This is a genomic window from Streptomyces sp. NBC_01508, from assembly GCF_045040315.1.
Lineage (GTDB): Bacteria > Actinomycetota > Actinomycetes > Streptomycetales > Streptomycetaceae > Streptomyces.
The window spans coordinates 23,267-49,868 of the sequence record NZ_CP109419.1 but is presented as its reverse complement, the minus strand read 5'-3'; the positions used below and the strand labels follow the sequence as shown (position 1 = coordinate 49,868).

The window sequence follows — 26,602 nt, the reverse complement described above, 5'->3', positions numbered from 1 at the left end:
AAATAACTGTTTGCGAAGAACTGTTTGCGAAGAACTGTTTGCGGTCTAGGCTGCTCGGCATGACGGATTCGAACGACACCCCTCGCGGTCCGAAACACGCGCCGAACACGGTCGTGCTGGATGCGAAGGGACTGCGCGCCCTGGCCCATCCGGTACGTGTCCAACTCGTCGGGCTGCTGCGGAAGCACGGCCCTTCGACCGCCACCAGGCTCGCCGAACGGCTCGGGGTCAACTCCGGTACGGCCAGCTACCACTTGCGCCAGCTCGGCGACGCGGGGTTCGTCGAGGAGGACGCGGAGCGCGGCAACGCACGGGAACGCTGGTGGCGCGCGGTCCACCGGTCGACGTGGTTCAGCGAGCCCGAACTCGCCGAGCGGGAGCCCGAGGCGGCGCTGGCCTATCTCCAGTCGGTCGCCGCCGCGTACACCCTGCGCACCCAACGGGCTCTCAGTGAGCTACAGACGCTGCCCGACCGGTGGCGGGGCACCTTCGACATGAGCGACTGGTCGCTGCGGCTGACTCCCGAGGAGACGGTGAGTCTGCGGGAAGAGCTGCGCGCGCTCCTCGACCGCTACCGGTCGGACGACCCGGAGACGGCGGCCGAGGCGCCGGAGGGCGCCGAGCGCGTCTCCCTGATCGCTCAGATCCTGCCCGAGCTGGACACCCCTGGCGCGGACTCTCCCGATGCCGCCCCCGCGAGCGACCCGGCTCGCGCACGGTCACGGCGAATGGAGTCCTGGTGACGGCAACGGGGGTGCGGGCAACGGATTCTGACGTCATATCAGGGCGACGTACGCTGCTGCCGCTCGTCGGCGTACTCGCCGCCATGGCGGTGTCGTTGACCGGTACGCGGGTCTCGGCCATCGCCCTGCCCTGGTTCGCTCTCGTCACCACCGGCAGCGCCACCCAGACCGGGCTCGTCGCCTTCTGCGAGATGGCGCCCTACGTGGTGGTGAAGGCGTTCACCGGACCGCTCGTGGACCGGGCCGGACCGCGCACCATCTCCTGGACCACCGACCTGATCAGCGCCGCCGCCGCTGCCGCAGTCCCTCTCCTGCACACGGCCGACCGGCTCTCGTTCCCCCTGCTGCTCGTCCTGGTCGCGTTGATCGGCGCGGCGCGGGGGCCGGGCGATCTGGCGAAGGACGTCATGGTCCCCGAGGCGGCCGACCACGGTCGCCTCCCGCTGGAGCGGGCCGCCGCCCTCGCCGGTGTGACCGAACGGCTCGCCGCCACCGTCGGTCCGGCGGCGGGCGGCGCTCTGATCGCGTTCCTCGGGCCGCTGCCCGGGCTGGCCGTCAACGCGGCCTGTTTCGCGCTCGGTTCGGTGATCATCGCGCTGGTGCTGCCGCGTGGCATGGGCCGACCGGCGGAGCGCGTTCCGTCGGACGGGGTCGACACCGATCCGTCCGCGGAGCCGGGGTACTGGAGGCGGTTCGGCCAGGGCTTCACCTTCCTGCGCGGTGAACCGCTGCTCCTCGCGATCATCGTCATGGTCGCGATCACCAACCTCCTGGACGCCGCGTTCAGCTCCGTCCTCCTCCCCGTCTGGGCCAAGGAGTCCGGCAACGGGCCGAGCGCCATCGGCCTGTGCGCCAGTGCGGGCGGACTGGCGGCGATCGGCGGCAGCCTCATCGCCGCAGGCGTCGCGCACCGGATGCGGCGACGGCTGGTGTTCTTCGGCGGATTCATCCTGGCGGGCGCGCCGCGCTTCCTGATCCTCGCCTCGCCCGCACCCCTGTGGACCGTGCTGGTCGTGTTCGCGGTGGGCGGCTTCGGCGCCGGCTTCCTCAACCCCATCCTGGCGGCGGTCACTTACGAACGCGTGCCCCGCCGCCTGCTGGGCCGGGTCAAGGCGCTCAGCGGATCGCTCTCCTGGTCCGGAATCCCGCTCGGCGGGCTGATCGGGGGAGCCGCGGTGGCCTCGTTCGGACTGGTGCCGGTGCTGCTGGCGGGCGGGGCGGCGTACTTCCTCACGACGAATCTCACCGGACTGCGGCCGGAATGGCGGGAGATGGACAGGCTGCGCGGCAAGGGCCTGGCACCCGACACTCCGGTCGTCCCGCAGCCGATCTCGGACCCGGACCCGGACCCGGACGCGGACCCGGAGCCCCGCGCCCCCCTCACGCGGTCCGTCGGATAATGCCCCCAGGGCAGCCCGAATCGTCCTCGGGCGGTCGGCCTCAGACGGTCAACTGCCCTTCGTAGTAATGGAGTGCGTCGCTCTGGTCACCGTCCGCGAAGTGGGCCGCCCACTCCACCAGCTGTCCCGGTGTGGTGGTACCGGCCAGCACGGGCACCGCCGGCGCGAACGGTGAGCCGGTCCGGTCCCACAAGTCCAGCCATTGCTCGTGGCGCAGCGACAGATACAGCAGCCCCTTCATCTCGGCGACCGTTTCGATGTCGCGCACGGCGGCGTTCGACAGGTCCAGCCCGTACAGCCGCGGGCAGTCGCGCAGCGGAGCGAGGGACAGCGGGGCGGCTGTCCTGACCGTGACGGTGCGCAGGGTCGGGTGCTCCGTCAGGGGCGCCAAGTCCACCGAGGCCAGGTCGAGTTCGAGGCTCTCCAGCGGGACGTCGCCCAGCGGCGCCAACTCGACGGCCGTGGCGCCGGACAGACACACCCGCCAGAGCCGCCGCGCCCCGCGCAACGGCTCAAGGTCTGTCTCTCCGGTCGTCACCAGTGCCTGGACATCGTCCAGCGATGCCGCCGCCTCGTGGACACGCGAGTGGGACAGCGCGGCGCGACGCCGCTTCGGCAGACCGGTTTCGATCCACAGCTCGCCGTTCTCGACGTCGCACTCGTACGCGCCACGCTCCAGAGCGTCCAACTGGGCGCGCAGCAGGGCGGTCACGGAATCGGCGACGTGGACGGGGCCGTCGTCGTGGTTGCGGCCGATCCGAATCACCTGCCCCGGGCGTCCGCCCTCCGCCGGATCCATGTCGACGGCGAGGAAGTCGCCGCCCCCGTTCTCCGCGAACGGGATCCAGCCGGGGCGGCGGGCGGAGCGCCGTACGAGACCGAAGGGGCTCGCGTCGTACCGCACCGCGTGCGGGTGATGGGAGGACCACGAGGCTGCCGTCAGCCACCAGAGGTCGGACCGGTACCTCGCCGCCACATGCCTCAGGTCGAACCACGAGTGACGGTCCATGAGCCGGGCGCCGCCGTCCCCGCCGTCGCCGTCCGCCACGGCGTACAGCGCGCGCAGATCCTCGGGGAGGGTGATATCGGGCGAGGACTGCTCCAGATCGTCGATCTCCGCCGGCTCCAGCGGGCGGGGCAGCCATTCGAGGTCGCCCTCCGGCAGTCCGAGTATTGCCGCCCGCTTCCTGAGATACCGGTCCAGCAGCTGAACCGCCTCCACCGGATCCCCGGACCGCGCCGCCCGCGACGGACCGGGCGCGTCGTCACCCGCGTCGGGAGGAAGGACATCGGGCCTGCGGACGTAGAGACACTGCTCCGTTCCCGGTGCGGAGCCCCGCCGGCTGAGCAACGCCCGGCCGGTGACCGCTTCGAACCGGCCGGTGGGATCCACGACGATCTCGATGCCCAGCTCGTCGGTGCCGGTCCCGGCCAGGTCGTAGACCCGGCTCAACTGCTGGTGGAAATCCCGCGGGCCGGGCCGCGCTCTGCCGCCGGCCAGTACGTTCGTCACTCCGCCGCTGGCTCCGTGCCGGTCGGCACGAGCACTCAGGGAAGTCCGTCGAAAGCCCGCGGGTGCCCCCTTGAACATGCTCAGCGCCATCCGCCGGAACATCTCCGTCGTCTCGGAGTTCTGCTCGCCTGCCATACGAGTACCCATCGTTTTCGAAGATCAGTCGTGCCACTGCCACTGCCACGGTCATGGCTATCACGGCGTACTGACAACGCGGACGCCTCGTCAGATCCCGTCGCCGCTCCCGCCGCCGCCGTCGTCGCTGTCACCGGTGCCGCGTGTCGCACGGACTCCGCGCGTTGTCTGTGTGCAGGGTGCTGCTCATGAGACTGCGGGCCGCGGGCGACGACGACAAGGGTGGTTCGGGGCGCGGGGCGTTGACCGGGCTGCTGGACATGCGGAACGACGTGACCGTCACCCAGACACTGCGTTCCACGGCGGCCGCGACGCTCGCCTACATCGTCGCGCTGTGGCTGAGCAGCGAACCCGCGCCGCTGACCGCGCCCCTCACCGCACTGCTCGTGGTGCAGGTGACGCTCTACTCCACCCTCACCACCAGCGTCCGCCGGGTGAACGCCGTCGTCGCCGGCGTGCTGATCGCCATCGGATTCAGTGCGCTCGTGGGGCTGTCCTGGTGGAGCCTGGGGCTGATCATCCTGGCCTCGCTGCTGGCCGGCCGGCTCGTCCGCGTCAACGAGTTCGTTCCCGAGGTGGCGATCAGCGCCATGCTCGTCCTCGGCGTGACCCACGCGGCGGGCACCGCCTGGGACCGGGTCCTGGAGACACTGATCGGCGCGGTGGTGGGGCTGCTGTTCAACGTGCTGTTCGTGCCGCCGGTCTGGGTCGGCGCCGCCGGGGAGTCCATCGAGGGTCTGGCCCGGCAGATGCGCCGGCTGATGCGCGACGTCGGCGACGAACTGACCACCCACACCCCCGTCGAACTCGCCGCGGCCCGGCTGCGCGAGGCGCGACGGCTCGACCACGGCATCGCCGAGGTGGACGCGGCGCTGCGCCAGGCCGAGGACAGCCTGCGGCTCAACCCGCGCGTCAAGGAAGGGCTGCTGTACCGGGTGGTGCTCCGTACCGGCCTGGACACGCTGGAGATCTGCGCGGTGGTGCTGCGCGTACTCACCCGCACCATCACGGACCTCGCCAAGGAGCGCCAGGAGGAAGACCTCTTCGCGCCCGAGGTCGGATCCGCCCTGGAGGAGCTGCTGTCGCAGGTCGCGGACGCGCTCGTCAGCTTCGCGGTGCTGGTCACCACGCAGACGAGCGAGGCCGCCGAGGCGGCGGAGACCCGGCTCGCGGAGGACCTCACCGCCGCCGGGGCGAGCCGCGAGCGAGCGGCACACCTGCTGCTGGAAGGCGTGCAGCGGCACCCGCGCCAGTGGCAGCTCCACGGCGCGCTGCTGTCGGAGATCGACCGGTTGCTCGACGAACTCGACACCGACCACCGCTCCCGCCGGCTGATGGAGGAGCTGGACAGATCCACCCGGGAACAGCGTGAGCGCTACCCGCGATTCACCGCGTTCACCCAATGGCTGCGCCGTATGCAGCGGACCAAGTTGAAGCGGCCCACGCTGAAGCGGCGCGGCGGGCGGGGAGGCGGGGACACCGGACGGGAGCGGTGACGCCGGTGGCGCGGCTCGTGGATCGCGCTCGTCCTCGGTCGCCGGACACCGTCGTGATGACGTCGTCCAGCACCTCGCGCGTACGTACGAGTTCGGCGATCCGCTGGTCGATCCCGGCCCGCTGCCGCGTCAGGTCGGCGACGAGCCACGGCGTCGCGGTCTCCGAAGGACCCCCGTCCTCGTCCCGCAGGGCACGGCAGCAGCCCGGCGGCGAACAGCTCCTGGATACGGACCCCCCGGTCGACCGCCCGCTCCCGGTGTACGCGGTGGCCCGAGGTCGTACGGGTGGAGGCGAGCAGTCCCCGCTCCGCCACGTACGCGACGGCGGGAAGGCCGATCCCCTCCCGCCCCGCGAGATGACGCGCGACGACATCCGGCGGGCCGTCGACGACCATGTCAGGGCGGCCGGGAACGCCATGGCGGCAGGCTTCGACGGGATCGGACCGCACGGCGAACTGCACGGCGCCAAAAGCTACTTGATCCTTCAGTTCTCGCCGACAACACCAGTCGCGCACGGACGGCTACGGCGGTACGACCAGGGCCGGATCCGCTTCCCCGCCGAGCTGGTCACGGCCGTCGCCGACGCGGTCGGGGCCGGGCGGACGGCGTTGCGGATTTCCCTGGGCACCCCCCGTTCGGCATGGCCGAGGCCGACCCGGCCCCCGCCTACCGCGCCCTCCTCGACGCCGTCGACCGCCTCGGCCTGCTCTACCTCCACCTCACCGACAACGACCGCTGTCCGGCGCTCGCCGGCCTCGTCCCGTACGGCCGGTCCTTCATCGCCAACCCGGACCTCCCCGAGCGCTTCGCCTGCGGCGCACCGCTCAACACCACCGACGAGCGCCACCTCTGCGCACACGGTGGCCGGGGCCGCACCCACCACCCGGCCCTGCGGCTGGACCTGTGCTCCGCAGGCTCGTGACGCGCCGGGGCTCGCGGGGGATACTGACGTATGGGATTCGCCGTCTTCATGACTCTGCCCGGTCTGGTCATCCTGCTGACCGCGCTGGCGTTCATCGATCAACTGTTGCTGCGCGCCGGTCGCGCCGGTGTACTGCCGTGGCGGAACATCGCCCGGCAGGGGCAGGTTTCCACGACCGGGTTCGAGATGCTGCACGCGAGCTTCTCGCCGGGCAAGCAGAGCGAGTTGAAGGAGCGCCGGTCCGCCCGGCTGATGCGCGACGACGAGGAGGACGGGGCGCCGCCGCACCGGACGACGGTGGATCTGGACGGCGGTACGGCGGTCGTACGGATAGGGCCCGGCCGGCCGGACCGCCCGAACTGACCGGCCGGTCCGACCCCCCGGCCGACTCACGCCCGGTCAGAGGGGAAGCACACAGACGGCTACCGGGGACGCGAACGGGGCGCCCGCCGAAGCCAGTTCGCCGCTGGCCTGGTCGATGTGGAAGACGCAGACCGCGCTCGACCGCTGGTTGGCGGCGAAGAGCAGACTCCCGTCCGGGGAGAGTGCGAGCTGCCTCGGTTGGTCACCGCCGACGGGGACCGTGTCCAGCAGCCGCAGGCCGGCGTCGTTGTCCTCCACGGCGAAGCGGGACAGGCTGTTGTGCCCCCGGTTGGCGAGGAAGACGAACGCGCCGTTGGCCGTGATCACCGGCTGGGAGGGGAAGCTGCCGCCGGCGCCGGTGGGCAGCGGTTCGCCGGGGGTGAGGGTCCCGCTGCCGGGGTCGTACCCGCAGACGGCGATCGTGTTGTTCAACTCGTTGGCCAGATAGGCGAATCGACCCGAGGGATGGAAGACGAGATGCCGCGGCCCCGCGCCCGCGGGCAGCCTCGCGTACGACACCCGGGTGAGCGTGCCCGCCGTCTCGTCGAGACGGTAGGTGTAGACGCTGTCGGTGCCGAGGTCGACGGCCAGCACATGGCCGCCGTCCGGGGTGGTGACGATCTGGTGCGCGTGCGGGCCGTTCTGGCCGGGGCCCGGAGCCGGTTCGGAGTGGGTCACCAGATCGGTGCGCTCGCCGAGCGCGCCCGAGGTCTCGACGGGGTGGACGGCCACGCTGCCGGAGCCGTAGTTCGCGCTGAGCAGCCACCGCCCGCCGGGGTGCACGGACAGATGACAGGGCGACGATCCGCCGGTGCCGCGCGTGCCGAGGACCGTGTGGCCGCCGTCCGCGCCCAGCGCGATCGCGGTGACGCCGCCGTCCTGGCGCTCGTTGACCGCGTACAGGGTGCCGCCGTCGGGGTGCACGGCGAGATACGAGGGGTCGCCGACACCTTGGAGGGTCCCGGTGCCGGTGATGTGGCCCGTAGCCGTGTCGTACGAGGCGAGCCCGATGCCCGTACCGCCGCCGGAGGTGTACGTGCCGATGAACAGCGGCCCCGTGGCCAGGAGTTGGCGCGGGCGGGTCGTGGAGCGGGTGGCGGTCGGCGTGGCCGTCGCGGTGGCGGGCACCGAGACCGTCGCGGCGGCGGCCACTATGCCGATGACCTGACGACGGCTCGGCCCGCCGGCCGGCTTTGCGGCGGCGCGTGCCTGTGCGCGTGCCTGTGCGTGTGTCTGTACCTGTGCCTGTGCCTGTGCCTGTGGCTGTGAGGCTGAGGCTGTTCCTGAGCGGTCGTTTCTCATGCCGGGCACCTCGGATGACTCGTGAGGGGAGTGCTTGCCGGTGTCGTGGCTGCCACCCTGTCGCCCTCGTACCCCCGTCGGCAAGGCCCCATCGGCCCCGTCAGCCGCGGAGCGCCTCGGTGTCGCCCATCACGATCACCGGCCGCTTCGCCGGGTCCAGCAGGCGCAGGAGTTCGACCATGTGCGTTCTCGACAGCGAGACGCAGGCCTGGGTGGGCCCCTCGTGATCCACATGGACCCAGACGCCACCGCCCCTTTCGAGGCCGAGGGGACGGGCCTTGTCCAGCGGAGTGGTCCCCGGTGTCCGGTTGTAGTCGATGGCCACGACGTAGTCGAAGGAACCTTCCAGCGGCTCGCCCAGGAAGCCGGTGCCGGGGGATTCGAAGGCGCTGTCCTCGTCGTACGGGAGTCTGGCCCCGGGGTCGGGAAGCCGGCCGCCGGCGTCGCCGAGGGTGAAGACACCGATCGGCGAGCGCAGGTCGGCGGCCTGGTGGTCGCGGGTCCAGCCGCGCAGCGCGTTGTGCGCCGGCCAGCTGTTGGTGACGGGCTGCCAGCCGGTGTCCGCGTTCCGCTCGTACAGCACGACGCCGGACCGTGAGGAATTCCGGCCCTCGCCGCTGACGACGAGCGCCTGGCGGGTGGAGACGGGGATACGGTCGCGGGTGCGCGGGCCGAGACCGGGGATCTCGCGGACCAGCGCCGCCTCCACCGGCGCACCGGCGAGTCCGCGAGCCGCGGCGTCCGCCGCGCCCCGGCGCCGCTCGGGCCGGCCTCCCGCCGGCTCACCTTCCGCCGACTTGCTCTCCGCGCTCCGGCTCTCCACGCGACGGCCCTCCGCGTTCCGGCTCTGCGCCGCCCCGGACGGCGACGTCCGGCTCTCCGCCCGCTGTCCGTCGCCCGGCGCGGGCGCCTGCTGCGCACATCCGGCGAGGAGCAGGCACGTACAGAGCGAGGTGAGGGCCAGGACACCTCTGGCGCCGTGGCGAGCGCGGGGGAGGAGGGGCATGTCAAGCCTTTCGTGGGCGTTGGCGGACGGTTCGTCCTCGTCCGCCGCGTTCTGCGCCATGAAACGCGATCATCGTGTGATCCGACCGACCCGAGATACGCGATCGGAGACAGACTCCGAGATTTCCCCCGTTCTGGCTAAGCAGGCGTCGGAGACCGCCCGTGGAAAGCGCCTGACGGACTTCGAGCCATCCGTTATCGGTACGAGCAACGGCGGCCGGGGGTGATTCGTCGTCCTGCGGGTGATTCGCGAACGCGCGTCATGTCAGACAGCCGAAAGAGCGTCAAATAGGTTGCCTGACAGGGTTGTCGGGAGCATGGCGGGATTGCTTGTCTTGACGCGTCGTGGATCGTGGGCGCGCCTCGACTCCGCCCCACCGGAGTGGCGTACCCCTGTTGCGCGACGTGCCTGTTGTCGTTGAACCCGGGAGATCGTTCCCCCCCACTTCCCAAGGAGATCGACATGGCTGCCCCTTCAGGTCCCGGCCGTCGTACGGTGCTGAGAGGCGGTCTGACCGCCACGGCGGCCGGCGCGCTCGGACTCGCCGTGAACGCACCCGCGAACGCCGCCCCGGTGCGCGCGAGCCGCCGCCCGGCGGCCGGTTCGTCGCTCGCCGCACCCGAGCCGCGCATCCACAGCACCGCCGAATGGGGCGCGCGGCCCCCGAACCAGCAGATCGTCGTGCTCGACCGGGTGCCCACCTACATCGTCGTGCACCACACCGCCGAGCCCGGCAACAGCGAGGACTACTCGCTGGAGCACGCGATGGAGATCTGCCGGTCGATCCAGAACTTCCATATGGACGGCCAGGGTTGGGGTGACTCCGGCCAGCAGTTCACCAACTCGCGCGGCGGCTTCGTCCTCGAAGGCCGGCACCAGAGCCTCGACGTCGTACGCGGCGGTACGCGGCACGTGCAGGGCGCGAACGTCGGCGGCCGGAACAGCGAGGTCATCGGCATCGAGAACGAAGGCCTCTATACGGAGGTCGACGTGCCGGCCGCGCTCTGGGGCTCCCTCGTCCAACTCGTCGCCTGGATCGCCACCCGGTACGGGCGGCCGGTCACCGACATCATGGGCCACCGCGACTTCAACTCCACCGAGTGCCCAGGCGGCGTGCTCTACGGCCGACTCCAGGAGCTGCGCGACGCGGTCGCCGGCGCGCTGGGCGTCGCGCCGGCCGACCGGCCGTCCGTCTGGCCGCTCCTGCGGCCGGGGTCGGCCGGCCCCCAGGTGCGGGCCGCGCAGTACCTCCTGCGTGCCCGCGGCTTCGAAGACGTACCGGTGGACGGGGTCTTCGGCGCGGTCACGAAGCGCGCGGTGGTCAAGCTGGCCGATGTGCACAACGTCGAGAAGCACACCTGCGCGGCCATGGTGCGCGGCCACACCGACGAGACCGGCTACCTCGGCTCCGACATCTGGCCGCTGATCACCCCCAAGGCCAGGGCCGCCGACAGCGCCGACCTCGCGAAGGCGGTGACCACCCTGCACCGTGCCGGCGCGGACCGGGCCCACTCGGCCGGCGTACTCACCACCACCGACTGGCAGCGCCTGCTGGCCTGACGGTCCACGGCGGACCTCACCCTCCGGCGCCCCGCCCGGCCCTTCGGCGGCAGGAGTCACCTCCTGCCGCCGAAGGCCTCCGGGTGTGCCAGGGCGTGTCCGGTGGATCGGCGCGAGCGTTCGTGGCCCACTCGTCACGTTCCTGTTCACGTCTCTCTTCCCGGGCACGTCCCTTCCGGAGCCGCCATGCAGACCCTGACCGAAGAGGCCCGCGACGAACGGGGCATCGGGCGCCTGTTCACCCTGTGCGACGGCGTGTTCGCCATCGCCATGACGCTGCTCGCCCTCGACCTGCGGGTGCCCGACATCGGCGGGAATCCCGGCGACGCCGCGCTGCGGCAGGCCCTCGCCGATCTGGAACCGCGCTATGTGTCGTTCCTGGTCAGCTTCTACGCGATCGCCAGCTACTGGCGACGCCACCGCGCCGAGATGCGTACGGTCCGCGTCAGCCCGCCGGTACTCGTACGGCTGACGATGTTCCTCCTTCTGACGATCGCCCTTCTGCCGTTCGTCTCCAACGTGCTGGGCTCCTACGGAAATCAGGCCGGGATCGCTGTGGCCGTGTACGCCGGGGTGAATGTGCTCGCCGCCGGAACGCTGCTGGTGATCAGGCGGGTGGTCGACAAGCACCAGCCTCCTGGGGAGGTCGCGAGCGAGCGCGGACGGTACGCACTCTGGTTCGACCTGGCCGCCTTCGTGCTGGCCGTTCCGTCCGGCTACGTCTTTCCCGGCGACGGTCCGCAGGCGCTGATCGCCCTCCTCGTACTCAGTGCCGTCGCCTCGTTCGTGACGCGGAACCTCCTGAAGGAGCACGTTCGGCGATCCCGCTCTTGAGCGACCGCTCAAAGTGCTGCTATTTTCAGTTGAGCAGTCGCTCAACACAGGGCGGGGCGAGGGAGCCGGGGGACGGGATGGGCCTGTACGTCGAAACACGCATCCGTACGGACATGGACACGCTCTGGGAACGGACCCAGGACCCGGCGCACCACCAGCGGTGGGACCTGCGCTTCTCGGAGATCGACTATCTGCCCCGTCCGCCCGGTGAGCCTCAGCGGTTCCGCTACGCGGTCCGGGTGCTGCCCTTCCTCACCGTCTCCGGCACCGGCGTCAGCGCGGGGGAGAGCGGCGGGGCGGACGGACGACGCGTCTCCGTACTGAGGTTCGCTTCGCCGCACCCCCTCTCCCTCCTCGCCGAGGGCAGCGGGTACTGGCGTTACGTGCCCACGCCCGACGGCGTCCGCTTCCTCACCGGCTACGACTACCGTCCCCGTTGGGGACGCTTCGGCGCCGTCGCCGACCGGTGGGTGTGCCGGCCACTGATGGGGTGGGCGACGGCCTGGTCCTTCGACCGGCTGCGGCTCTGGTGCGAGCACGGGGTCAGCCCGGCACGATCCCTCGCCCACGGGGTGGCCGAGCCGGCGGTCCGACTCCTCGCCGTGGCGGGCACGTTCGCCGCGCTCGCCCCGTCCGGGGCGGACGGGGTCGCGGGGGCGGCGCCGTGGGCCCTGCCCGCACTCGTCGCGCTCGCGCTGGCCGCCCTGCTGCTTCTGCTGCCTCCACTGCCGCGCACACCGGCCGCCCGACGCTGTCTGCGTACGCCTCCGGGCCGCCCGACCGCGTCGTCGGCGGCTGTGCGGGACCCCGCCCTTCTCGCCACCCTGGAGCGCCCGTGACCTCGATCTTCCGCCAAGCCATGGGCGACGACTTCGACCGGCTCCACCCCCAGTTGCGACGGCGCTTCTCCGTCGGTCTCGACAGCGGCGAAGCCTGCGTGGGGCGCGGCGTGATGGACCGCGTCTGGCACGGCCGCCCCTTCGTCAAACCGTTCCTCGCGCTCGGCGCCGCCCGCAACATCCTCGTCCCGCGCACCGGCCGCCGTATCCCCTTCACCATCGAGAACGTGCCCTACACAGACGCCTACGGCCGCGAGACCGTCACCTTCGTCCGGATCTTCGAACTGCCCGGCGGGGACCGCCGGTTCGACGCCACCATGATCTACAGCCCCGAGCGCGACTGCGTCCTCGACTACCTCGGCACGCACCAGCACCTCGCCAGCGATCTGCACCCGACCGCCGAACCCGACGGCTCCCTGCTGATCCGGTCGGGCCAACACCGCTTCCGCGAAGGGCCGGTGGACCTGCGCGTGCCCGAACTCATCGGCGGCGACGCGGAGGTGCGGGAGTCCTACGACGACGCGGAGGGCTGCTTCCGTATCCGCGTACGCGTGACCAACCGGCGCTTCGGACCGCTCTTCGGGTACGAGGGCGCCTTCGCCGCCGCGTACGCGCCCGTGCGCTCGTACGGGCTGCGCGCCGGGCTGCGTCCCGTACGGGAAGAGGCCCGCGCGTGAAGGACGATTCGGGTTCCGGGGGCGACGCCCCGCGCGGCAAGGACACCAGGAGCCGCGACACCAGGACGAAGCTGCTGGAGGGGGCGCTGCTTACGCTCACCGAGCAGGGCATCGCCCGCACCTCCGCCCGTACGATCGCCGCCGCGGCCGGGGTCAACCAGGGCCTGGTCTTCTACCACTTCGGCTCCGTCGACGCGCTGCTCGGCGCCGCCTGCCGGCACGGCGCCGAGCAGCGCGTCGCCCGCTACCGTCCCCGGCTCGACGCCGTGACCTCCCTCGCCGAACTCCTCCAGTTCGGGCGGGAGATGCACGCCGAGGAGCGGGCCGGCGGCCAGGTCGCCGTCCTGGGCCAACTGCTCGCCGGGGCGCAGACCCAGCCCCGCCTGGCCACCGCGGCCCGGCGCGGTCTGCACCTGTGGATCGACGAGATCGAGAAGGTGCTGGAGCGGGTGCTGGCCGGTACCCCGGTCGCCGATCTCACCGACTCCGCGGGCCTCGCCCGCGCGGTCGCCGCGTCCTTCGTCGGTCTTGAGCTGTACGAGGGCGTCGACCAGGAAGGCGCCGGGGACGCCCTCGACGCGCTGGAACAACTGGCCGTGCTCGCCTCGGTCCTGGACGAGCTCGGACCGCTGGCCCAGCGTGCGGTACGGCGCCGGCTGCGGCACACCGCGCGGAGTTGAGACACCGCGCGGGCGCACCGGCGCCGCCGTTACCTGGTGGGTAATCGACGTTCTTCCGGCGCCGCGAAAGGGTGGTGACCAGACGACGAAAGGAACGCAGATGTCCACCCACCACGAAACTGTCGCACGCTACTTCACCGCCTGGAACGCCGCCGACGAGGACGTCGAGAAGGCCGTCGCCGAGGCCTTCACCGAGGACGGCACCTACACCGACCCGCTGGCCGAGGTCGCCGGGCACGCCGGTATCACGGCCGCCATCCGGGGTGCCCACGCCCAGTTCCCGGGCTTCGACTTCACGCTCACGGGCACTCCCGACGCCCACCACCACCTGATTCGCTTCACCTGGGACCTGGTCTCGCGGGCCGACGGCTCGGCGCCCGCGGCGGGCTTCGACGTGGTCACGCTGGCCGAGGACGGTCGGATCAGCTCGGTGAGCGGATTCCTCGACCGGCTGCCGGGCGCCTGACGCGCGCCGCGGCTCGCCCTGGACGGTGTCGGTGTCGGCATGAGGGCGCCGGCTCCTGCCCACCGGCGCCGGGTAACTATCAGACGCTACGGGGCATTTGTGCTCCTTGGTTGATGCCTATTCGGCCACGAGGGTTGTAATTTGGCCATGTGAGCGCCTACACATCTTCTTCATAGATGTGATGAACGGGAGCGCTGCACATGCAAGGCACGGTTGACGGGTTCAGCTACGGGGTCATCACGCCGATCGCGGCATTTGTGATGGCCTGTCTCGGGGGCGCGCTGGGACTGCGCTGCGTCACCCGGTCACTGCGGGCGGAACGGTCCTTCAAACCGGGGTGGCTGTCGCTCGGGGCGGCGTCCATCGGCTGCGGCGTCTGGACGATGCACTTCATCGCCATGATGGGCTTCCAGGTACGACAGGCGCCGATCAGCTACGACGTTCCGCTCACGGTCGCCAGCCTCGCCGTGGCGGTCCTCGTGGTCAGCGTCGGTGTCTTCATCGTGGGCTACCGGGGCACCTCGCCGGCCGTCCTGATCACCGCCGGAGTCATCACCGGTCTGGGCGTCGCGGCGATGCACTACCTGGGCATGGCGGGCATGCGGCTGGACGGCCAACTCCACTACGACACCACGATCGTGGCCGTCTCCGTGGTGATCGCCGTCGTCGCCGCGACCGCCGCGCTGTGGGCGGCGGTGTCCGTGCGAGGGTTCTTCCCCAGCCTGGTCGCGAGCCTCATCATGGGCGTGGCCGTGACCGGAATGCACTACACCGGGATGGCGGCGATCAGCGTCCACCTTCCGGGCGGCGAGGCGCGCCAGGGGGCCTGGGGCGAGTCACTGCCGTCGATCATGCTCCCGATGCTGCTGGGACCACTCGTCTTTCTCCTGCTGGCCGGTGTGGTCGTCATGTTCGACCCGCTCCTGGTCCTCGGCGAAGGCGAGTGGAACGACACCCCCCGCGGCGAAGCGCGGGGCGCCCCGTCCGGACGGGACGGACGCGCCGGGCGGCGGACGGGGTGCGACGGGCGTCGCGAACACGGTTCCCGGTCCGCCGGCCTGGACGGGCACAGGGCCGGGGACGGCGAATCCCGACCCCGGCGCCCGGCCGCCCGGCCAGGAACCCACGCGTACGCACCACCGCTGACGAAGGGGGTGACCAGATCCTGTCCGGCGGATCTTCGGGGGTCCGGGACGCCTGGCACGGCACCTCGCCGCGTTGTCGGCCAAGCGGGACTTCCGGCAACACGCCCTGGCCGACCGGCCCCGCACGCCGCCGGTCAGCTGTCCTTGGCGCCCGGCCCCACCGCCCATACCCGCTCGGCGCGCAGCGGCCCGTTGCGGGCCATCACCATGCCGTGATCGATGGTCAGCGCGGCGAGTTGCGAGCCGTAACAGAGCACCGCCGCGCGCTTCAGGGCCCACTGCTCATCCGTCAGGGTGAGTTCGTGTTCGAGACGCAAGTCATGACGGCTTGCCATGTCCTGGTAGGCGAGCCCGTACTGGTGGCTGCGGCCGAGCGCGTCATCGGCTCCGGCGGATCCCCACTCGTCCAGATGGCCGGTGTAGGGGAGGTCCGCGTAGAACATCGGCGTCGCGCGGCCGAGTTTCGCGGTGACCGCCAGCGCGCGGTCACGCACCTTCTGGTGGTCCGACTGGTTGGTGGAGACGGGGATCAACAGCAGGGTGTCCGAAGGCTGTTCGGCCAGGTAGGCGTCGATCGCCGTCAGTGGCGTGCCGTCGGCGTAGGGGCCGTCGGGATGGTCCAGGGCGACGCTCCCGACGCCCATCAGCGCACAGGCCCGCGCGTCCTCCGTGAGGCGGGAGCGGTACGCCTCCCGCGCGGTGGAGAACCCGCAGACGCTGTCCCACCAGGAGACACGATGGTGGGAGGCGGGCTCGCCGCCGTACACCGTCACCACGGTCACCGGGCCGGGAAGCCGGGGAATGAGCCCCGCGAGTGAGAGCGCGGCGTCGTCGAAGTGCGGCGAGAGGATGACGGTGCCGGGCGGTGGGGGTGTCATGGATGTGTCTCCTCGGTTGCGGGGTGTGCTGGACGGCGTACTCCGCCGGCCGCTCCGTGAGCGGGTGCCCGGCGTGCCCCACATCGAGGACCGCGCGGCCGATCGCCGTGTCCCGGCCGACCCGGCCCCGGCTGCGCCCGGTGAGAACGGACAGGAAGTCGAACGATGTGGATCAAAGAATCGGTCCTCTGTACGGAAACGGACAGGCCGCCGACTCCACACGCTAGGTCTAGACCACAACTCGGTGCAAGGGTCGAATGCGCCGAGTGACGCGTCCCGGCCCTCCCTGCCGCATTCGACTCGCGCCGCAGTCAACCCGCCCCTGATGAAGACCCGCCGCGGTTGACAGGCAGCGCCCCGGTGAGAGCCTTGAAGGAGACGCAAGCCCCGCGGCGTAGGTGAACGCACACGCACCGTCTCGACGGGAGAGGGAGCGCGGGTGCGGAGCGGGGGCACCGCGCGGGGACGGTACGAGCGAGAGGAGCGGCCTCGCGATGGGACCGACACAGGACGTCCCCACTGTCCCGCTCCCCTCGGGCGAACACGTTCCCGTGCTGGGACAGGGCACATGGGGCTGGGCGCAGGACCCGGCGCACCGGGGGAGTGAGATGCAGTCCCTGCTGCTGGGACTGGACCTGGGCCTCACCCTGGTCGACACGGCGGAGATGTACGGGCAGGGCGCCGCGGAGGAACTGGTCGGGGAAGCCCTCGCGGCCCGGCGCGACGAGGCATTCCTGGTGACGAAGGTTCTGCCGTACAACGCGGGCCACATGGACACCGTCAACGCCTGTGAACGCAGCCTCAAACGACTGCGTACCGATCGCGTCGACCTCTACCTGCTCCACTGGCGCGGCTCCGTTCCGCTGGAGGAGACGGTCACCGCGTTCGAGGACCTTGTCCGCGCGGGCAAGATCCGCCACTGGGGAGTCAGCAACTTCGACCCCGCCGATCTGCGGGACCTGGCCGAGGTGCCGGGCGGCGACGCGATGGCCACGGACCAGGTCCTGTACAACCCGGCCCGGCGCGGCATCGAGTACGACCTGCTGCCCCTGTGCCGGGAACGCGGTGTCCCGGTCATGGCCTACTCGCCGGTCGAACAAGGACGGCTGCTCACCGCCCCGGTACTCGAAGCCGTAGCCCGCCGCCACCGGGTCACGGCCGCACAAGTGGCCCTGGCCTGGGTCCTTCGCCACAGCGGCGTCATCGCGATCCCCCGGGCGGGCCGGCCGGAGCACGTCCGCGACAACCACGCCGCGCTCGCGCTCACCCTCACCGACGACGACCTCGCCGCCCTCGACGCGGCATTCCCGCCCGTCCGGGGTCCGGTGCCGCTGGACGTGCTGTGAGCGGCGCGGGGCGAACCCGCTTGGCACATCGGCTCGTTGGCGGCGCACAACAGTGGAGGCAGTGATGGCGGACGACATTCTGCGGACGATCGACACGCTGGTCGCGGAGGAACACCGCCTCCGCGAGCAGGCCCCCGGCAAGGGCCTCGACCCGGCGGACCGTGCACGACTTAAGGTTCTGGAACAGCGACTGGACCAGTGCTGGGACCTGCTGCGGCGACGGCGGGCGGAGGCGGACGCCGGGGAGGACCCGCGACGGGTCGAAGCGCGACCGGTCGCCGAGGTCGAGTCCTACCAGCAGTGAACCGTACGAGCGGTGGAACGCCCGCGATGAGATGATCGGCCCCCGACCGGACCGGACCGGCCTGTGCTGTGTGGTGAGGGGTGTTCGAGACGTATGACGTACGACGTTGAGGCATTGCGCGCTCGGATACCTGCCCTGCGGGCCGGCGTCGCGCACTTCGACGGCCCCGGCGGTACGCAGACGCCCGCGCCGGTCATCGCGGCGATCACCGACGCGCTGAGCAATCCCCTGTCGGTCAGGGGCTCCGCGGCGCCGGGAGAGATCAACGCCGAGACGATCGTCCGCGACTTCCGGCGGGCCATGGCGGACCTGCTGGGCGCGGAGGACACGGGCATCGTCGTCGGGCGCAGCGCCACACAGCTCACGTACGACTTCTCCCGTGTCCTGGCCCGGAGTTGGGCACCCGGCGACGAGGTGGTGGTGAGCCGGCTGGACCACGACGCCAACATCCGCCCCTGGGTACAGGCCGCGGAACGGGCCGGTGCCGTGGTGCGATGGGCGGACTTCGACCCGGCCACGGGCGACCTGTCCGCGGCGTCCGTCGGCGCGCTGCTCACCGACCGCACACGGCTGGTCGCGGTCACCGCAGCCTCGAACCTGATCGGGACCCGGCCGGACATGGCCGCCATCGCCGAGCTGGTCCACCGGGCGGGTGCGCTGCTGTACGTCGACGGTGTGCACTTCGCCGCACACGCCTTCGTCGACGTCGCCGAGCTCGGCGCGGACTTCTACGTCTGCTCCCCGTACAAGTTCTTCGGCCCCCACCACGGTGTACTCGCCGCCTCCCCCCGGCTGTTGGAGACTCTGCGGCCGGACAAACTGGCGCCGTCCACCGACGCCGTACCGGAGCGTTTCGAGTTCGGCACCCTGCCGTACGAAGCCCTCGCCGGCACACGCGCCGCCGTCGACTTCCTCGCGGACCTCGCCCCCGGCCCGACAGGCGACCGGCGTGCACGGCTCCGGTCCGCCTACGCGGCGATCGAGGAGCACGAGACGGTTCTGCGCGAGAGCGCCGAGCACGCGCTGTCCCAACTCGACGGCGTGACACGGCACTCCCGCGCCGCGCTGCGGACACCCACGATGCTGCTCACCTTCGACAACCGCAGCGCGCTCGACGCCCACCACTTCCTCGCCCGGTCCCAGGTCCACGCACCGGCAGGCTCGTTCTACGCCCTGGAAGCCTCCCGCCATCTCGGCCTGGGGGACGCGGGCGGCCTGCGCGTGGGCCTGTCCCCGTACAACAACGCGGACGACGTCGAACGACTCTTCGCGGGCCTGTCGGCGTTCCTGCGCGCCTGAGACGGTGCCACCCGTGCCGTTAGGGCGTGTTGCGAAAGTCCCGCCTGGCCGACGACGCCTGGCACGCACACTCGCCGCGTTGTCGGACTCGTCCAAGTACGCCCAGTACGAGCACGATCCTCCGCCTTGCGATCGCACGCACCAGACGCCGTCGGCCCCGCCCTTCGGGCGGACGGCGCTACTTTCGCAACACGCCCTAGGATGACGCGGATGAGGGTGGGCACCACACAGACCCGGCTCGTCGTCCTGCGGGGCAACAGCGCTTCGGGCAAGTCGTCGGTCGCGGCCACGATCCGGGAGCGTTTCGGCCGCGGTCTGGCCCTGGTCGGTCAGGACAATCTCCGGCGTGTCGTGCTCCGTGAACGCGACCGGCCCGGCGCGGCGAACATCGGTCTGATCGACACCGTCGCCCGGTACTCGCTCGACGCCGGCTATCACGTCGTGGTCGAGGGCATCCTCCACGCCGACCACTACGGCGCCATGCTCACCAGGCTTCGCGCCGACCACCGCGGCCCGACGCACGGCTACTACCTGGACGTCCCCTTCCAGGAGACCCTGTCCCGGCACGCCACCAAACCCCAGGCGCACGAGTACGGCGAGCGGGAACTGCGCGGCTGGTACCGGCAGTTCGACCTCCTGCCCGGCGGCACCGAGACCGTCATCGGCGCCGACAGCGCACTGGCCGACACCGTCGACCGCATCATGCGCGACACCCGCCTTGCCCAACTCTCCTCGCGTGAATGAGGGTTCGCGTGAGCTGGCACGGCGGGGCGTCGTGCGTCACGGATACGGCCGGCGCATCGGGCGTGTGTGACGACCGGGCGTGTGCGACCCCAAGGGCGACGGCTTCACACGGGATCGCCCGCAGGGGCGGAAAGGGGCGCCGGGAATGTCCGCCGGGGGAACAGCGCGGCTGCTGCTCGGCAACGGCGGTGAGGCGCCGCTGGAACTGACCGTGGGACCTGGGCGGATCTCCATCGGATCCCGCCGCAGCGGACCTGTGCCGTGGTGACCCCCTCGCCCGCGTTGAATGGTTCCTGGTCCGTGACGGCGGCTGCCGTGACGGCCTTCCAGCACGTGGCGCCGGACTGGGGCTTCCCTCGGGACGAGGCAACCTGCCAAGAACCCCGGCGTGTCCGGGCTTGAGGCTCCCGCCGAGCCCGGCGTCGTACGACGTCCGGTGGCCGAGCAAGTGGCGGCCACCGTCCGGGAGATGGCGGCAGCCTCAGCAGCCCGTCATCGACATCAGCAGGTCGTGGGTCTCGCCGTCGGCGGCGACGACGAGGCCGCGACCTGTCTGTCCGATCGGGGCGCCGTCGATCCCGGTGACCACGCAGCCGGCGGCCCGGCACAGAGCGATCCCGGCGGCGAAATGTACGCTTCCGGACAGGTCGCCGCCGTCGGTGACGTACGCGGAGCGCTTGCCCGCGGCGACCCAGGCCAACGCGAGCGTGGTGGAGACGACCCGGGGCCGGAACCGTTCGACGAACCCGGGGTGGGCCAGCAGGTCCACGGCCCGGAATCCGGGCGCGCCCGGGAACGGCGGGTCCAGGTTGACATCCACGAGCCGCGTCGCGGGCGTGGGCGCCAGCAGGGCGTCGGCACCGGCGTGCCGCACTCGGGCACTCTCGCCGTCGGTGAAGAAGACCTCGCCGCTGAACGGGTCGGCCACCGCCGCCGCACCGCCGCGCAGCGCCACGTTGACGGCCACCAGCATGTTGCCGACCGCGTAGTTCAGCGTGCCGCACAGCGGATCCACCAGCCACTGGCGCGCGGAGTCCGGTGCACCCCGCTGTCCACCCTCCTCGCACAGGACGGCATCGTCGGGCCGGGCAGCTCGGATGACGCCGAGGATCGCCTTCTCGGCCGCCACATCGGCGGCGGTCGCGAAGTCCCCGGCGCCCTTGTCGATACGGGTGAGCGGCCGGCCGTACATGCCACGCACCACGTCCGCGCCGGCCCGTACCGCGGCTATGGCCACGCCCGCATCGTCAAGGCGCGGATACGAGTGGGTCATGGCACGCAGAATATCGGCGGCGTCAGTGGGTGCGGGGCTTGGGCGGGTTGGTGCCCGAGGCCAGGGGAGAGCGGGCCAACTCGACGCAGCCGACGGTGATCAGGGCGACCGCGACGAGTTCGGGGATCAGCCACCAACCGGTGCGCACGCTCTCGCCGAACAGTGTCACGCCGTACGTGATACTGATCAGCGCGTCGCCGAGGGTCAGCATCGGCTGGGACGCGACCAGGGAGCCGGCCTGAAGGGCGTTCTGGAGGAGGAAGAGCGCACCGATTCCGGCGACGGCGGTGGCGTACAACTGCCAGGACGAGAAGAACGTGCCGAACCCCGCCCCGTCCTCGATTCTGGCCACGGCGTCTTTGAGGAGCGCGGCGGTGACGGCGTACGCGCAGGCGGCGGCGAGTGCCAGCAGCGCGGCGCGGGTGTTGTGCCGGGTCCGTCGTGCGGCGGTGATCAACAGAGCCTCGAAGACCGCGGTGACGATCAGCGCCGGGATCCAGGAGACACCGTCCACGGTCTGGCTGCCGCCGGTGGGCGCGGCCGAACCGAGGCCCAGAGCGAGACCGCCGGTCACCGCGGCCACGCCGTACCAGGCGGTGCGTGGCAGCGCGGAACGGAAGACGTAGCTCGCGATCAGCAGGGTGATGGGCAGCTCGATGACGAAGATCGGCTGTACGACGGCGATGGGCCCGGTCGCGAGCGCCACCGCCTGGCAGACCGCGGCCACCATCACCAGCCCGATACCGGCGAGCCAGACGGGCTTTCGGAGCAGATGCCCGATCAGCGACAGGCGCAGGGCGTGGGAGTCGGGAACCGTGGAAGCCGCGCGCCGCTGGAGCACCGAGGCGGAGCCGTTGCTGATCGCGGTCAGCACGGCGAACAGGACACTGATCACCGGCCCATCATGGGGGCAGCGCGCCGGGGCCGCCTCTCATCGTGGGCGAGGCGGCCCCGCGGGGGCCGAATGGGCTATCCGCCTTTGCCTCCGCACACATCCGCCGCCTCCGCACGCGACGACCGGGGGCGGCGGTTCGGGCGTTCGTCCCACCGGTGAGTCGCCCATGCCCGTCGTGTCAGGCTGCGCACGGTGATGATCGCGTCGGCGAGGTCGAAGAAGGCGTCGGTGACGGTGATGTGGCGCTCGTGGCAACGGGCGATGCGGTGAAGGCGTTCTGCCAGGCGTGCGTACGTTCGTTCGGCATGCCAACGCCGGCTGGCCTGGATGGGCGCCTTCGCGCCCTTGTGCGCGATCCGTTCGTGCAGAGCGCGTTTGCTGAGCAGAGCCCGGGTGGCGTCCGAGTCGTAGCAGGCGCCTGGGCGCTCGCCGAAGCGATGCGCACGGGGAAGAATCCCACGGACTTCCCGCGCAGTGCCCCCAGTTGGCAGAAGGACAAGGGGTACAACCGAGTGCGTCTTCCCGGCGCACAACTCGGCGGAGCCGGCGAGAATCCGTGAGATTTCGTCACCATGCACTCCTAAACAAATTCCTCTTCATGCGGCATACTGAAAGGCTGAATCAGGGCCACAGCTGACGAAGGCAGTAAAATGAAGCTCCCTGCCGTCCGGTCTCATCATTGATTATTGGAAACAGGACCCCAGCCATGATTAACGCCCTTGCGCGTCTTTTCGAAATCGCGCCGGCGCCCAGCAAGCTCCGCGTGAAAGATTGGAGCGCGGTCGAGCGTGCTCTTGGGGTCGGGCTCCCGTTGACTACAAGGAGTTCATTCACGTCTTGCGGCGGACCAGTGGACCTTCATGGTGAACGAGGCGCGCAGCGATCGATGGGAGCGTTTCTCCGCATCCTGCACGCAATTTCTCGCTTCTTCCCTTGACGGAGAGCTGCGGTCGAACCTTCTCTGGTCCTTGTTTCCCCGCGCTGCGCATGAATTCCGCCGACTCGGTACGGTATGACGACGCGCCGATCTGTCGGCCGGCTCTGGCTCCCGGCAGCTCTGATGCGCGGAGCCCACTTTCTTCGGTGGTCGTCCGCTCCGGACGGTCACTTGTCCGACGGGGCCGAGGAGACACCGGCGGCGACGGCGGGGTCGTACCGCAGCGGCTCGCGGCGGTCTCCGCGGTACTCCGCGAACAACTCCCTTCGGGCGTGTACCGAACCCCGGGTCGCGATGACGTACCTCAGGTAGTCCTCCAGGTAGGTCACGCGCGAGTAGTCGGCGTCGATCCAATGGCCGCCGAGGAACATCATCTTCCAGTCCACCAGGTCCGGCTGCACGATGAACGACATCGCGTAATAGTTGTCGACCGCGTCGAAGTGCCGCACCATACGGCTGAATTCATTGTCGGTGTAGACCGTTCCAGCGAAGTCGAACTCCGGTTCTTCGCCTTCTTTCCATTCAAGCTGAGGCATGGTGAAATCCTCGTCGAACAGCATATCCTCCAGCGCTACTATCCTTATGGCGCCGTCGAAGAGGCCGGAGTCCGAGATCATGTTCGTGTGTCGTTTGGTGATTCGCTGACGGGTCCGCTCGTCCAATCTTGATTTGAGGCACCAGTAGAGGTTGACACTGCCGAGCGACTGATAGAGCTGGCGCAGCGGCGTCGGCAAGGGTGTTCCGAAACGAGCCTCCGCAGCTTTGATGGTTTCTTCGGGGACAGGGTCGCCCATCTCGAACTCGAAGAGTTCCAGCAGGGGGTCTCTCCGGATCTTCTCGGCCAGTTCTTTCAATTCCGCACGAAAGTCGAAGTCCATAACAGGTGATCTTTCCACACCGGCGGCGACCTGTCCGCACACCGTCAGGGCCAGTCCCAGCCGATGCCGAGGATTCCGGGGCGTACGTCCTGCTCCGCCAGGTGTACCGTTCGGTGCCGCCCCGTCAGAGTCAGCTCACGCTCCCCGGTCGCGCGTGCACCCGGTGCCGTACGGGCGAAGCTGCGGCAGTGCACCGGCAGCGCCGCGTCCTCGAAGCGCACCTGGAGGACGTACTGGCCGCCGCCGAAGCTGAAGCCGCGCATGTACTCGTGGCTGGTCCCGGCGGTGCCGTCCTCGAAGGTGTAGCTGAAGACATGGGTGTCGCCGGCGCGCAGCCGGCTGTCGAAGAGCAGCTCGGCGATGACGATCCCGGCCGCCGCGTCCCGGCCGACGCTGCCCGCGCGGCAGTTCTCGCCCGCCCGCAGCCGTATCCGGTCCGTGTCGCAGCCCGGGTCGCCGTGGTGGATGGCGACGTAGCGGTCCACACCGTCCCGGTGCGCGCGTATGACCTGATGCGAGTCGCGTTCCAACAACTGGCGGCGGGACCCGATACGTACCCGTTCGAACTGCGTGACGGTGTGCGCGCCTGCTTCCGCGGGCGCCCGCAGCTCGTTGATGAGCCGCTGGAGCGCGTCGCCGGCGGACACCAGTGAACGGTACGAACGGGCGGGGGGCCGCCCCGTCGCCGCCCGGGGTGCCAGCAGGGCGGTGAGCGCGTCCGGTGGGAGTTCCAGGACGTCTTCCAGGGCGCGTACGGCCCGCAGTGACTCGGGGCGGGTGGGGCGGCGGACGCCCTGCTGCCAGTAGCTCAGGCTGGTGACCCCGATGTGGACGCCCCGCTCGGCCAGTCGGTGCCGCACGCGGTGCAGTGCGAGGCCGCGGGCGCTGATGGCGGCCCGGAGGGCGAGGTGGAACGGCCCGGTGCGCAGCCGCTGTTGGAGCTCCTTGTGGATATTCACCGCCAGGATCCTCTCTCTGGGCAGGTCACCAGTCCGGCCGGGCTTCACGTTCACATCAGGGTCGACGCGTTCACATCCGCCCGTCACCGGCATTGAAGCGCGTTGACAACCGGTCAGCAACTTTCCATGCTCATGACCATAGGGAACAGCATCCGGATGCGCTCCTCCGCCCATACCTCCTCGGGAGGAACGCCATGCTCCGATCCCGCGAACGTGAACGCGGCCGCACCCGCGGTCGACGCCGCGCGCACTACAGACGTCTCGTCCTGTCCACCCTCACCGCCACACTGCTGGCCGTGCCCGCGGCGGTGGCGACCGCCGCGCCCGGCCCGGCCGCGCCCGGCCCCAGCGCGGCCACTGGCACGCAAGCTCTCGCCGCACGCCAACTCAACATCAGCATGCAAGCGCAGCAGCAGACCAACTGGTGCTGGGCCGCCGCCGGCAACACCATCGCCGCCTTCTACGGCAGGAACTACAGCCAGAACCAGTTCTGCAACGCCGCGTTCAACCGTCAGCAGGGATACGACTGCCCCAACTGGCAGGCCGATCTCGGCAACGTGCAGCGGGGCCTGAGCTGGGCGGGCGTCAGCCCCGGTTCGTACGTCACCGGCTGGCTCGGCTACCCCACGGTGCAGTCCGAGATCAACGCGGGGCGGCCCGTCGAGACCAGGATCGGCTGGGACAGCGGCGGCGGTCACATGCACGTCATCTACGGCTACGACACCTCCCAGAGCTGGGTGTACTGGGGCGACCCGTGGCCGTCGAGCGGCCGCTACAACTGGGCGTCGCACAACTGGTACGTGAACAACAACTCGTTCAACTGGACCCACTCGCTCTACCGGATCGGAGCGTGAGGCGGCCATGACGCACGCACCGCACCACTCGCATCACCCGCACCCCGCGCACGATCTGCCGCGCCTGGCCCGCCGGGCGTGTGTGACCGGCGCACTCGCCGCCGTACTGCTGACGGTGACCGGCCAGAGCGCGCAGGCCGACTCGCCCGCACCGCCGCCGCCCGCGCCCGGGAAGGCGGAACTCGCCGCCGCCCGCGCCGCGGTCACCTCTCCGCAGACGCGGGACGTGCTCTCCCGCTTCTTCGCCCGCGACGGCGCCATCAGCGAATCCGCCGCGGAACCGGCCGCCGAGGGCGCGACGGTGCCCGTCTTCATGCTCTCGCCCGGATTCGTACGGGGCACGGCGGGCGCCCCTGTCGCGGAGACCGAGTTCCTGGCCACCAAGGCGACTTCGGCGGACGGCCAGGTCGCGTCGGTGTGGACGGCCCGTACGGACGGCAAGTGGCGCGTCGTCAACATCGCGACGGGGGCCGACGAGACCACCTACGCCGCGAAGGGCGCCAGAAAGGCCCCGGGCGGCACGGTATTCCGGGAACCGCAGATCGACGCCTGGTACGTGTACGACGGCGACGGTGCTGGCGGCAGGGTGCTGCCGCTGGACGCGGACGCCCGCAAGGCGGTCGGCAGCGGCGGCATGACCGTGGGCGCCTACCAACACCGGGTGCACGAGGCATACGGCGACAAGCTGCCCGGATCGGCGTACGACACCAAGGGCCGCGCGGGCGGCTACGGCCCGCAAGGGGAGCCGGCCCCGGGCGCCGACGTCAAGGGGCCGGTCGGACTCGCAGCGGACAGCAACGAGGCGGCCCCGTCCGGCATCGCTCAGGCCGGCGTGGCCCCGGCCGGCCCGGGCCTGACCGGCGTGGGCCTGGCGGCCTTCGCGCTCACCACGGCTTCCGCCGGTGCCTGGTTCGTACGGTGGAACCGCCGGCGCGCCGCACCGGAGAGCCGCCTGTCGTAGACGGCGGCTCCACGAGACCCCGTCCGCATCCGCTACCGCCGAGTGAACGGCACAAGCCGTTCACTCGGCGACAGCTCGCGGACGGGGTCCAGGCCCGAGCCGTCGAAGCCCGAGCCCGTCGAACCGGCGAGCGCGTGAAGCGCTGGGGCTCCCCCCACCCGGGCCGCGGGCCGAAGCGACGGCGTGTTCGGAG

At 71.0% G+C, this 26,602-nt stretch carries 26 protein-coding genes and 4 pseudogenes; 20 read left to right on the top strand and 10 right to left on the bottom strand.

What is annotated here, in order from left to right; genetic code table 11:
* Positions 1 to 59: 59 nt before the first annotated feature.
* Positions 60 to 743 carry an ArsR/SmtB family transcription factor gene (locus OG700_RS00255; RefSeq protein ID WP_405606974.1) on the top strand — a complete coding sequence of 228 codons (684 nt, stop codon included), beginning with the start codon at positions 60 to 62 and terminating at the stop codon, positions 741 to 743.
* Positions 740 to 2,143: an MFS transporter gene (locus OG700_RS00250; RefSeq protein WP_405606971.1), complete on the top strand. Its 1,404-nt coding sequence runs from the start codon at positions 740 to 742 to the stop codon at positions 2,141 to 2,143. Before OG700_RS00255 ends, OG700_RS00250 begins: the two co-directional genes overlap by 4 nt.
* Positions 2,144 to 2,183: 40 nt before the next feature.
* On the opposite strand, the gene OG700_RS00245 is transcribed toward OG700_RS00250, so the two are convergent.
* Entirely contained in the window at positions 2,184 to 3,791 is a 1,608-nt protein-coding gene (locus OG700_RS00245) for an SMI1/KNR4 family protein (RefSeq protein WP_405606968.1), read from the bottom strand.
* A 260-nt stretch (positions 3,792 to 4,051) separates the two neighbouring features.
* On the opposite strand from OG700_RS00245, the gene OG700_RS00240 reads away from it, so the two are divergent.
* Positions 4,052 to 5,287, top strand: coding sequence for an aromatic acid exporter family protein (locus tag OG700_RS00240; RefSeq protein WP_405621343.1), 1,236 nt, complete (start codon positions 4,052 to 4,054; stop codon positions 5,285 to 5,287).
* Between the two features lie 40 nt (positions 5,288 to 5,327).
* On the opposite strand, the pseudogene OG700_RS00235 reads toward OG700_RS00240, so the two are convergent.
* Positions 5,328 to 5,682 (bottom strand): annotated as a pseudogene (locus OG700_RS00235) (hypothetical protein); the annotation flags it as partial.
* Between OG700_RS00235 and OG700_RS00230 the strand changes: the two are divergent.
* The 3 genes and pseudogenes from OG700_RS00230 to OG700_RS00220 form a co-directional block, all read left to right on the top strand.
* A pseudogene (locus OG700_RS00230) lies at positions 5,644 to 5,853 on the top strand (alkene reductase); the annotation flags it as partial. The pseudogenes OG700_RS00235 and OG700_RS00230 sit on opposite strands and share 39 nt — an antisense overlap.
* Positions 5,854 to 5,927: 74 nt before the next feature.
* Positions 5,928 to 6,209, top strand: a complete 282-nt coding sequence (locus tag OG700_RS00225) for a hypothetical protein (protein ID WP_405622248.1) — start codon at positions 5,928 to 5,930, stop codon at positions 6,207 to 6,209.
* A gap of 30 nt (positions 6,210 to 6,239) precedes the next feature.
* Positions 6,240 to 6,572 carry a DUF6191 domain-containing protein gene (locus OG700_RS00220; protein ID WP_405606965.1) on the top strand — a complete coding sequence of 111 codons (333 nt, stop codon included), beginning with the start codon at positions 6,240 to 6,242 and terminating at the stop codon, positions 6,570 to 6,572.
* A 36-nt stretch (positions 6,573 to 6,608) separates the two neighbouring features.
* On the opposite strand, the gene OG700_RS00215 is transcribed toward OG700_RS00220, so the two are convergent.
* A complete protein-coding gene (locus OG700_RS00215) occupies positions 6,609 to 7,727 on the bottom strand; it encodes a lactonase family protein (protein ID WP_405621341.1) in 1,119 nt (372 codons plus the stop codon).
* A 247-nt stretch (positions 7,728 to 7,974) separates the two neighbouring features.
* A complete protein-coding gene (locus tag OG700_RS00210; protein ID WP_405621339.1) occupies positions 7,975 to 8,880 on the bottom strand; it encodes a hypothetical protein in 906 nt (301 codons plus the stop codon).
* 462 nt (positions 8,881 to 9,342) lie between these two features.
* Between OG700_RS00210 and OG700_RS00205 the strand changes: the two genes are divergently transcribed.
* From OG700_RS00205 to OG700_RS00175, 7 genes and pseudogenes are all read left to right on the top strand, one after another.
* Positions 9,343 to 10,440, top strand: coding sequence for an N-acetylmuramoyl-L-alanine amidase (locus tag OG700_RS00205; protein ID WP_405606962.1), 1,098 nt, complete (start codon positions 9,343 to 9,345; stop codon positions 10,438 to 10,440).
* Between the two features lie 186 nt (positions 10,441 to 10,626).
* Positions 10,627 to 11,274, top strand: coding sequence for a TMEM175 family protein (locus OG700_RS00200; RefSeq protein WP_405606959.1), 648 nt, complete (start codon positions 10,627 to 10,629; stop codon positions 11,272 to 11,274).
* 77 nt (positions 11,275 to 11,351) lie between these two features.
* The gene (locus OG700_RS00195) at positions 11,352 to 12,113 is read left to right on the top strand and encodes a hypothetical protein (RefSeq protein WP_405606956.1); all 762 of its coding nucleotides are present in this window, start codon (positions 11,352 to 11,354) and stop codon (positions 12,111 to 12,113) included.
* Entirely contained in the window at positions 12,110 to 12,790 is a 681-nt protein-coding gene (locus OG700_RS00190) for a DUF4166 domain-containing protein (protein ID WP_405606953.1), read from the top strand. Before OG700_RS00195 ends, OG700_RS00190 begins: the two co-directional genes overlap by 4 nt.
* On the top strand, positions 12,787 to 13,470 hold the full coding sequence (locus OG700_RS00185; RefSeq protein WP_405606950.1) for a TetR/AcrR family transcriptional regulator: 684 nt from the start codon (positions 12,787 to 12,789) through the stop codon (positions 13,468 to 13,470). Before OG700_RS00190 ends, OG700_RS00185 begins: the two co-directional genes overlap by 4 nt.
* A 100-nt stretch (positions 13,471 to 13,570) precedes the next feature.
* Positions 13,571 to 13,936, top strand: coding sequence for a nuclear transport factor 2 family protein (locus OG700_RS00180; RefSeq protein WP_405606947.1), 366 nt, complete (start codon positions 13,571 to 13,573; stop codon positions 13,934 to 13,936).
* A gap of 200 nt (positions 13,937 to 14,136) precedes the next feature.
* Positions 14,137 to 14,919: pseudogene (locus OG700_RS00175) on the top strand (MHYT domain-containing protein); the annotation flags it as partial.
* A gap of 296 nt (positions 14,920 to 15,215) precedes the next feature.
* Here OG700_RS00175 and OG700_RS00170 read toward each other — a convergent pair.
* Positions 15,216 to 15,959, bottom strand: a complete 744-nt coding sequence (locus OG700_RS00170) for a PIG-L deacetylase family protein (RefSeq protein WP_405606944.1) — start codon at positions 15,957 to 15,959, stop codon at positions 15,216 to 15,218.
* A 494-nt stretch (positions 15,960 to 16,453) separates the two neighbouring features.
* Here OG700_RS00170 and OG700_RS00165 point away from each other — a divergent pair, with 494 nt between their 5' ends.
* The 5 genes from OG700_RS00165 to OG700_RS00145 all read left to right on the top strand — a co-directional run bounded on the left by OG700_RS00165 (position 16,454) and on the right by OG700_RS00145 (position 19,920).
* Positions 16,454 to 17,305 (top strand): aldo/keto reductase, encoded by an 852-nt coding sequence (locus OG700_RS00165; protein WP_405606941.1) that lies wholly within the window; start codon positions 16,454 to 16,456, stop codon positions 17,303 to 17,305.
* A gap of 64 nt (positions 17,306 to 17,369) precedes the next feature.
* Positions 17,370 to 17,609 carry a DUF2630 family protein gene (locus OG700_RS00160; RefSeq protein WP_405606938.1) on the top strand — a complete coding sequence of 80 codons (240 nt, stop codon included), beginning with the start codon at positions 17,370 to 17,372 and terminating at the stop codon, positions 17,607 to 17,609.
* 93 nt (positions 17,610 to 17,702) lie between these two features.
* Positions 17,703 to 18,908 (top strand): cysteine desulfurase-like protein, encoded by a 1,206-nt coding sequence (locus tag OG700_RS00155; protein ID WP_405606935.1) that lies wholly within the window; start codon positions 17,703 to 17,705, stop codon positions 18,906 to 18,908.
* Between the two features lie 201 nt (positions 18,909 to 19,109).
* Positions 19,110 to 19,652: a kinase gene (locus tag OG700_RS00150; RefSeq protein ID WP_405606932.1), complete on the top strand. Its 543-nt coding sequence runs from the start codon at positions 19,110 to 19,112 to the stop codon at positions 19,650 to 19,652.
* A 145-nt stretch (positions 19,653 to 19,797) separates the two neighbouring features.
* Positions 19,798 to 19,920 (top strand): hypothetical protein, encoded by a 123-nt coding sequence (locus OG700_RS00145; RefSeq protein ID WP_405606929.1) that lies wholly within the window; start codon positions 19,798 to 19,800, stop codon positions 19,918 to 19,920.
* A 213-nt stretch (positions 19,921 to 20,133) separates the two neighbouring features.
* Here OG700_RS00145 and OG700_RS00140 read toward each other — a convergent pair whose 3' ends face one another.
* The 5 genes and pseudogenes from OG700_RS00140 to OG700_RS00120 all read right to left on the bottom strand — a co-directional run bounded on the left by OG700_RS00140 (position 20,134) and on the right by OG700_RS00120 (position 24,594).
* Positions 20,134 to 20,925: an inositol monophosphatase family protein gene (locus tag OG700_RS00140; RefSeq protein ID WP_405606926.1), complete on the bottom strand. Its 792-nt coding sequence runs from the start codon at positions 20,923 to 20,925 to the stop codon at positions 20,134 to 20,136.
* Between the two features lie 22 nt (positions 20,926 to 20,947).
* Positions 20,948 to 21,820, bottom strand: a complete 873-nt coding sequence (locus OG700_RS00135; protein ID WP_405606923.1) for a DMT family transporter — start codon at positions 21,818 to 21,820, stop codon at positions 20,948 to 20,950.
* A gap of 74 nt (positions 21,821 to 21,894) precedes the next feature.
* Positions 21,895 to 22,236 (bottom strand): annotated as a pseudogene (locus OG700_RS00130) (hypothetical protein); the annotation flags it as partial.
* A 688-nt stretch (positions 22,237 to 22,924) separates the two neighbouring features.
* Positions 22,925 to 23,635: a hypothetical protein gene (locus tag OG700_RS00125; RefSeq protein ID WP_405606920.1), complete on the bottom strand. Its 711-nt coding sequence runs from the start codon at positions 23,633 to 23,635 to the stop codon at positions 22,925 to 22,927.
* 44 nt (positions 23,636 to 23,679) lie between these two features.
* Complete coding sequence (locus OG700_RS00120; RefSeq protein WP_405606917.1) at positions 23,680 to 24,594, bottom strand: hypothetical protein; 915 nt, start codon at positions 24,592 to 24,594, stop codon at positions 23,680 to 23,682.
* 194 nt (positions 24,595 to 24,788) lie between these two features.
* Between OG700_RS00120 and OG700_RS00115 the strand changes: the two genes are divergently transcribed.
* Positions 24,789 to 25,448, top strand: coding sequence for a papain-like cysteine protease family protein (locus OG700_RS00115; protein WP_405606914.1), 660 nt, complete (start codon positions 24,789 to 24,791; stop codon positions 25,446 to 25,448).
* Positions 25,449 to 25,455: 7 nt separating this feature from the next.
* A complete protein-coding gene (locus OG700_RS00110; protein WP_405606911.1) occupies positions 25,456 to 26,409 on the top strand; it encodes a hypothetical protein in 954 nt (317 codons plus the stop codon).
* The last annotated feature ends 193 nt before the right edge of the window (positions 26,410 to 26,602 follow it).

Excerpts from the sequence above, each read along its gene's own strand:
- OG700_RS00155 (WP_405606935.1), top strand. The coding sequence starts at position 17,703 with ATGACGTACGACGTTGAGGCATTGCGCGCTCGGATACCTGCCCTGCGG.
- OG700_RS00115 (WP_405606914.1), top strand. The coding sequence starts at position 24,789 with ATGCTCCGATCCCGCGAACGTGAACGCGGCCGCACCCGCGGTCGACGC.
- OG700_RS00180 (WP_405606947.1), top strand. The coding sequence starts at position 13,571 with ATGTCCACCCACCACGAAACTGTCGCACGCTACTTCACCGCCTGGAAC.
- OG700_RS00220 (WP_405606965.1), top strand. The coding sequence starts at position 6,240 with ATGGGATTCGCCGTCTTCATGACTCTGCCCGGTCTGGTCATCCTGCTG.
- OG700_RS00210 (WP_405621339.1), bottom strand. The coding sequence starts at position 8,880 with ATGCCCCTCCTCCCCCGCGCTCGCCACGGCGCCAGAGGTGTCCTGGCC.
- OG700_RS00200 (WP_405606959.1), top strand. The coding sequence starts at position 10,627 with ATGCAGACCCTGACCGAAGAGGCCCGCGACGAACGGGGCATCGGGCGC.
- OG700_RS00225 (WP_405622248.1), top strand. The coding sequence starts at position 5,928 with ATGGCCGAGGCCGACCCGGCCCCCGCCTACCGCGCCCTCCTCGACGCC.
- OG700_RS00145 (WP_405606929.1), top strand. The coding sequence starts at position 19,798 with ATGTCCGCCGGGGGAACAGCGCGGCTGCTGCTCGGCAACGGCGGTGAG.
- OG700_RS00195 (WP_405606956.1), top strand. The coding sequence starts at position 11,352 with ATGGGCCTGTACGTCGAAACACGCATCCGTACGGACATGGACACGCTC.
- OG700_RS00160 (WP_405606938.1), top strand. The coding sequence starts at position 17,370 with ATGGCGGACGACATTCTGCGGACGATCGACACGCTGGTCGCGGAGGAA.
- OG700_RS00125 (WP_405606920.1), bottom strand. The coding sequence starts at position 23,635 with ATGGACTTCGACTTTCGTGCGGAATTGAAAGAACTGGCCGAGAAGATC.
- OG700_RS00170 (WP_405606944.1), bottom strand. The coding sequence starts at position 15,959 with ATGACACCCCCACCGCCCGGCACCGTCATCCTCTCGCCGCACTTCGAC.
- OG700_RS00110 (WP_405606911.1), top strand. The coding sequence starts at position 25,456 with ATGACGCACGCACCGCACCACTCGCATCACCCGCACCCCGCGCACGAT.
- OG700_RS00165 (WP_405606941.1), top strand. The coding sequence starts at position 16,454 with ATGGGACCGACACAGGACGTCCCCACTGTCCCGCTCCCCTCGGGCGAA.
- OG700_RS00240 (WP_405621343.1), top strand. The coding sequence starts at position 4,052 with ATGCGGAACGACGTGACCGTCACCCAGACACTGCGTTCCACGGCGGCC.
- OG700_RS00205 (WP_405606962.1), top strand. The coding sequence starts at position 9,343 with ATGGCTGCCCCTTCAGGTCCCGGCCGTCGTACGGTGCTGAGAGGCGGT.
- OG700_RS00245 (WP_405606968.1), bottom strand. The coding sequence starts at position 3,791 with ATGGCAGGCGAGCAGAACTCCGAGACGACGGAGATGTTCCGGCGGATG.
- OG700_RS00255 (WP_405606974.1), top strand. The coding sequence starts at position 60 with ATGACGGATTCGAACGACACCCCTCGCGGTCCGAAACACGCGCCGAAC.
- OG700_RS00150 (WP_405606932.1), top strand. The coding sequence starts at position 19,110 with ATGACGCGGATGAGGGTGGGCACCACACAGACCCGGCTCGTCGTCCTG.
- OG700_RS00140 (WP_405606926.1), bottom strand. The coding sequence starts at position 20,925 with ATGACCCACTCGTATCCGCGCCTTGACGATGCGGGCGTGGCCATAGCC.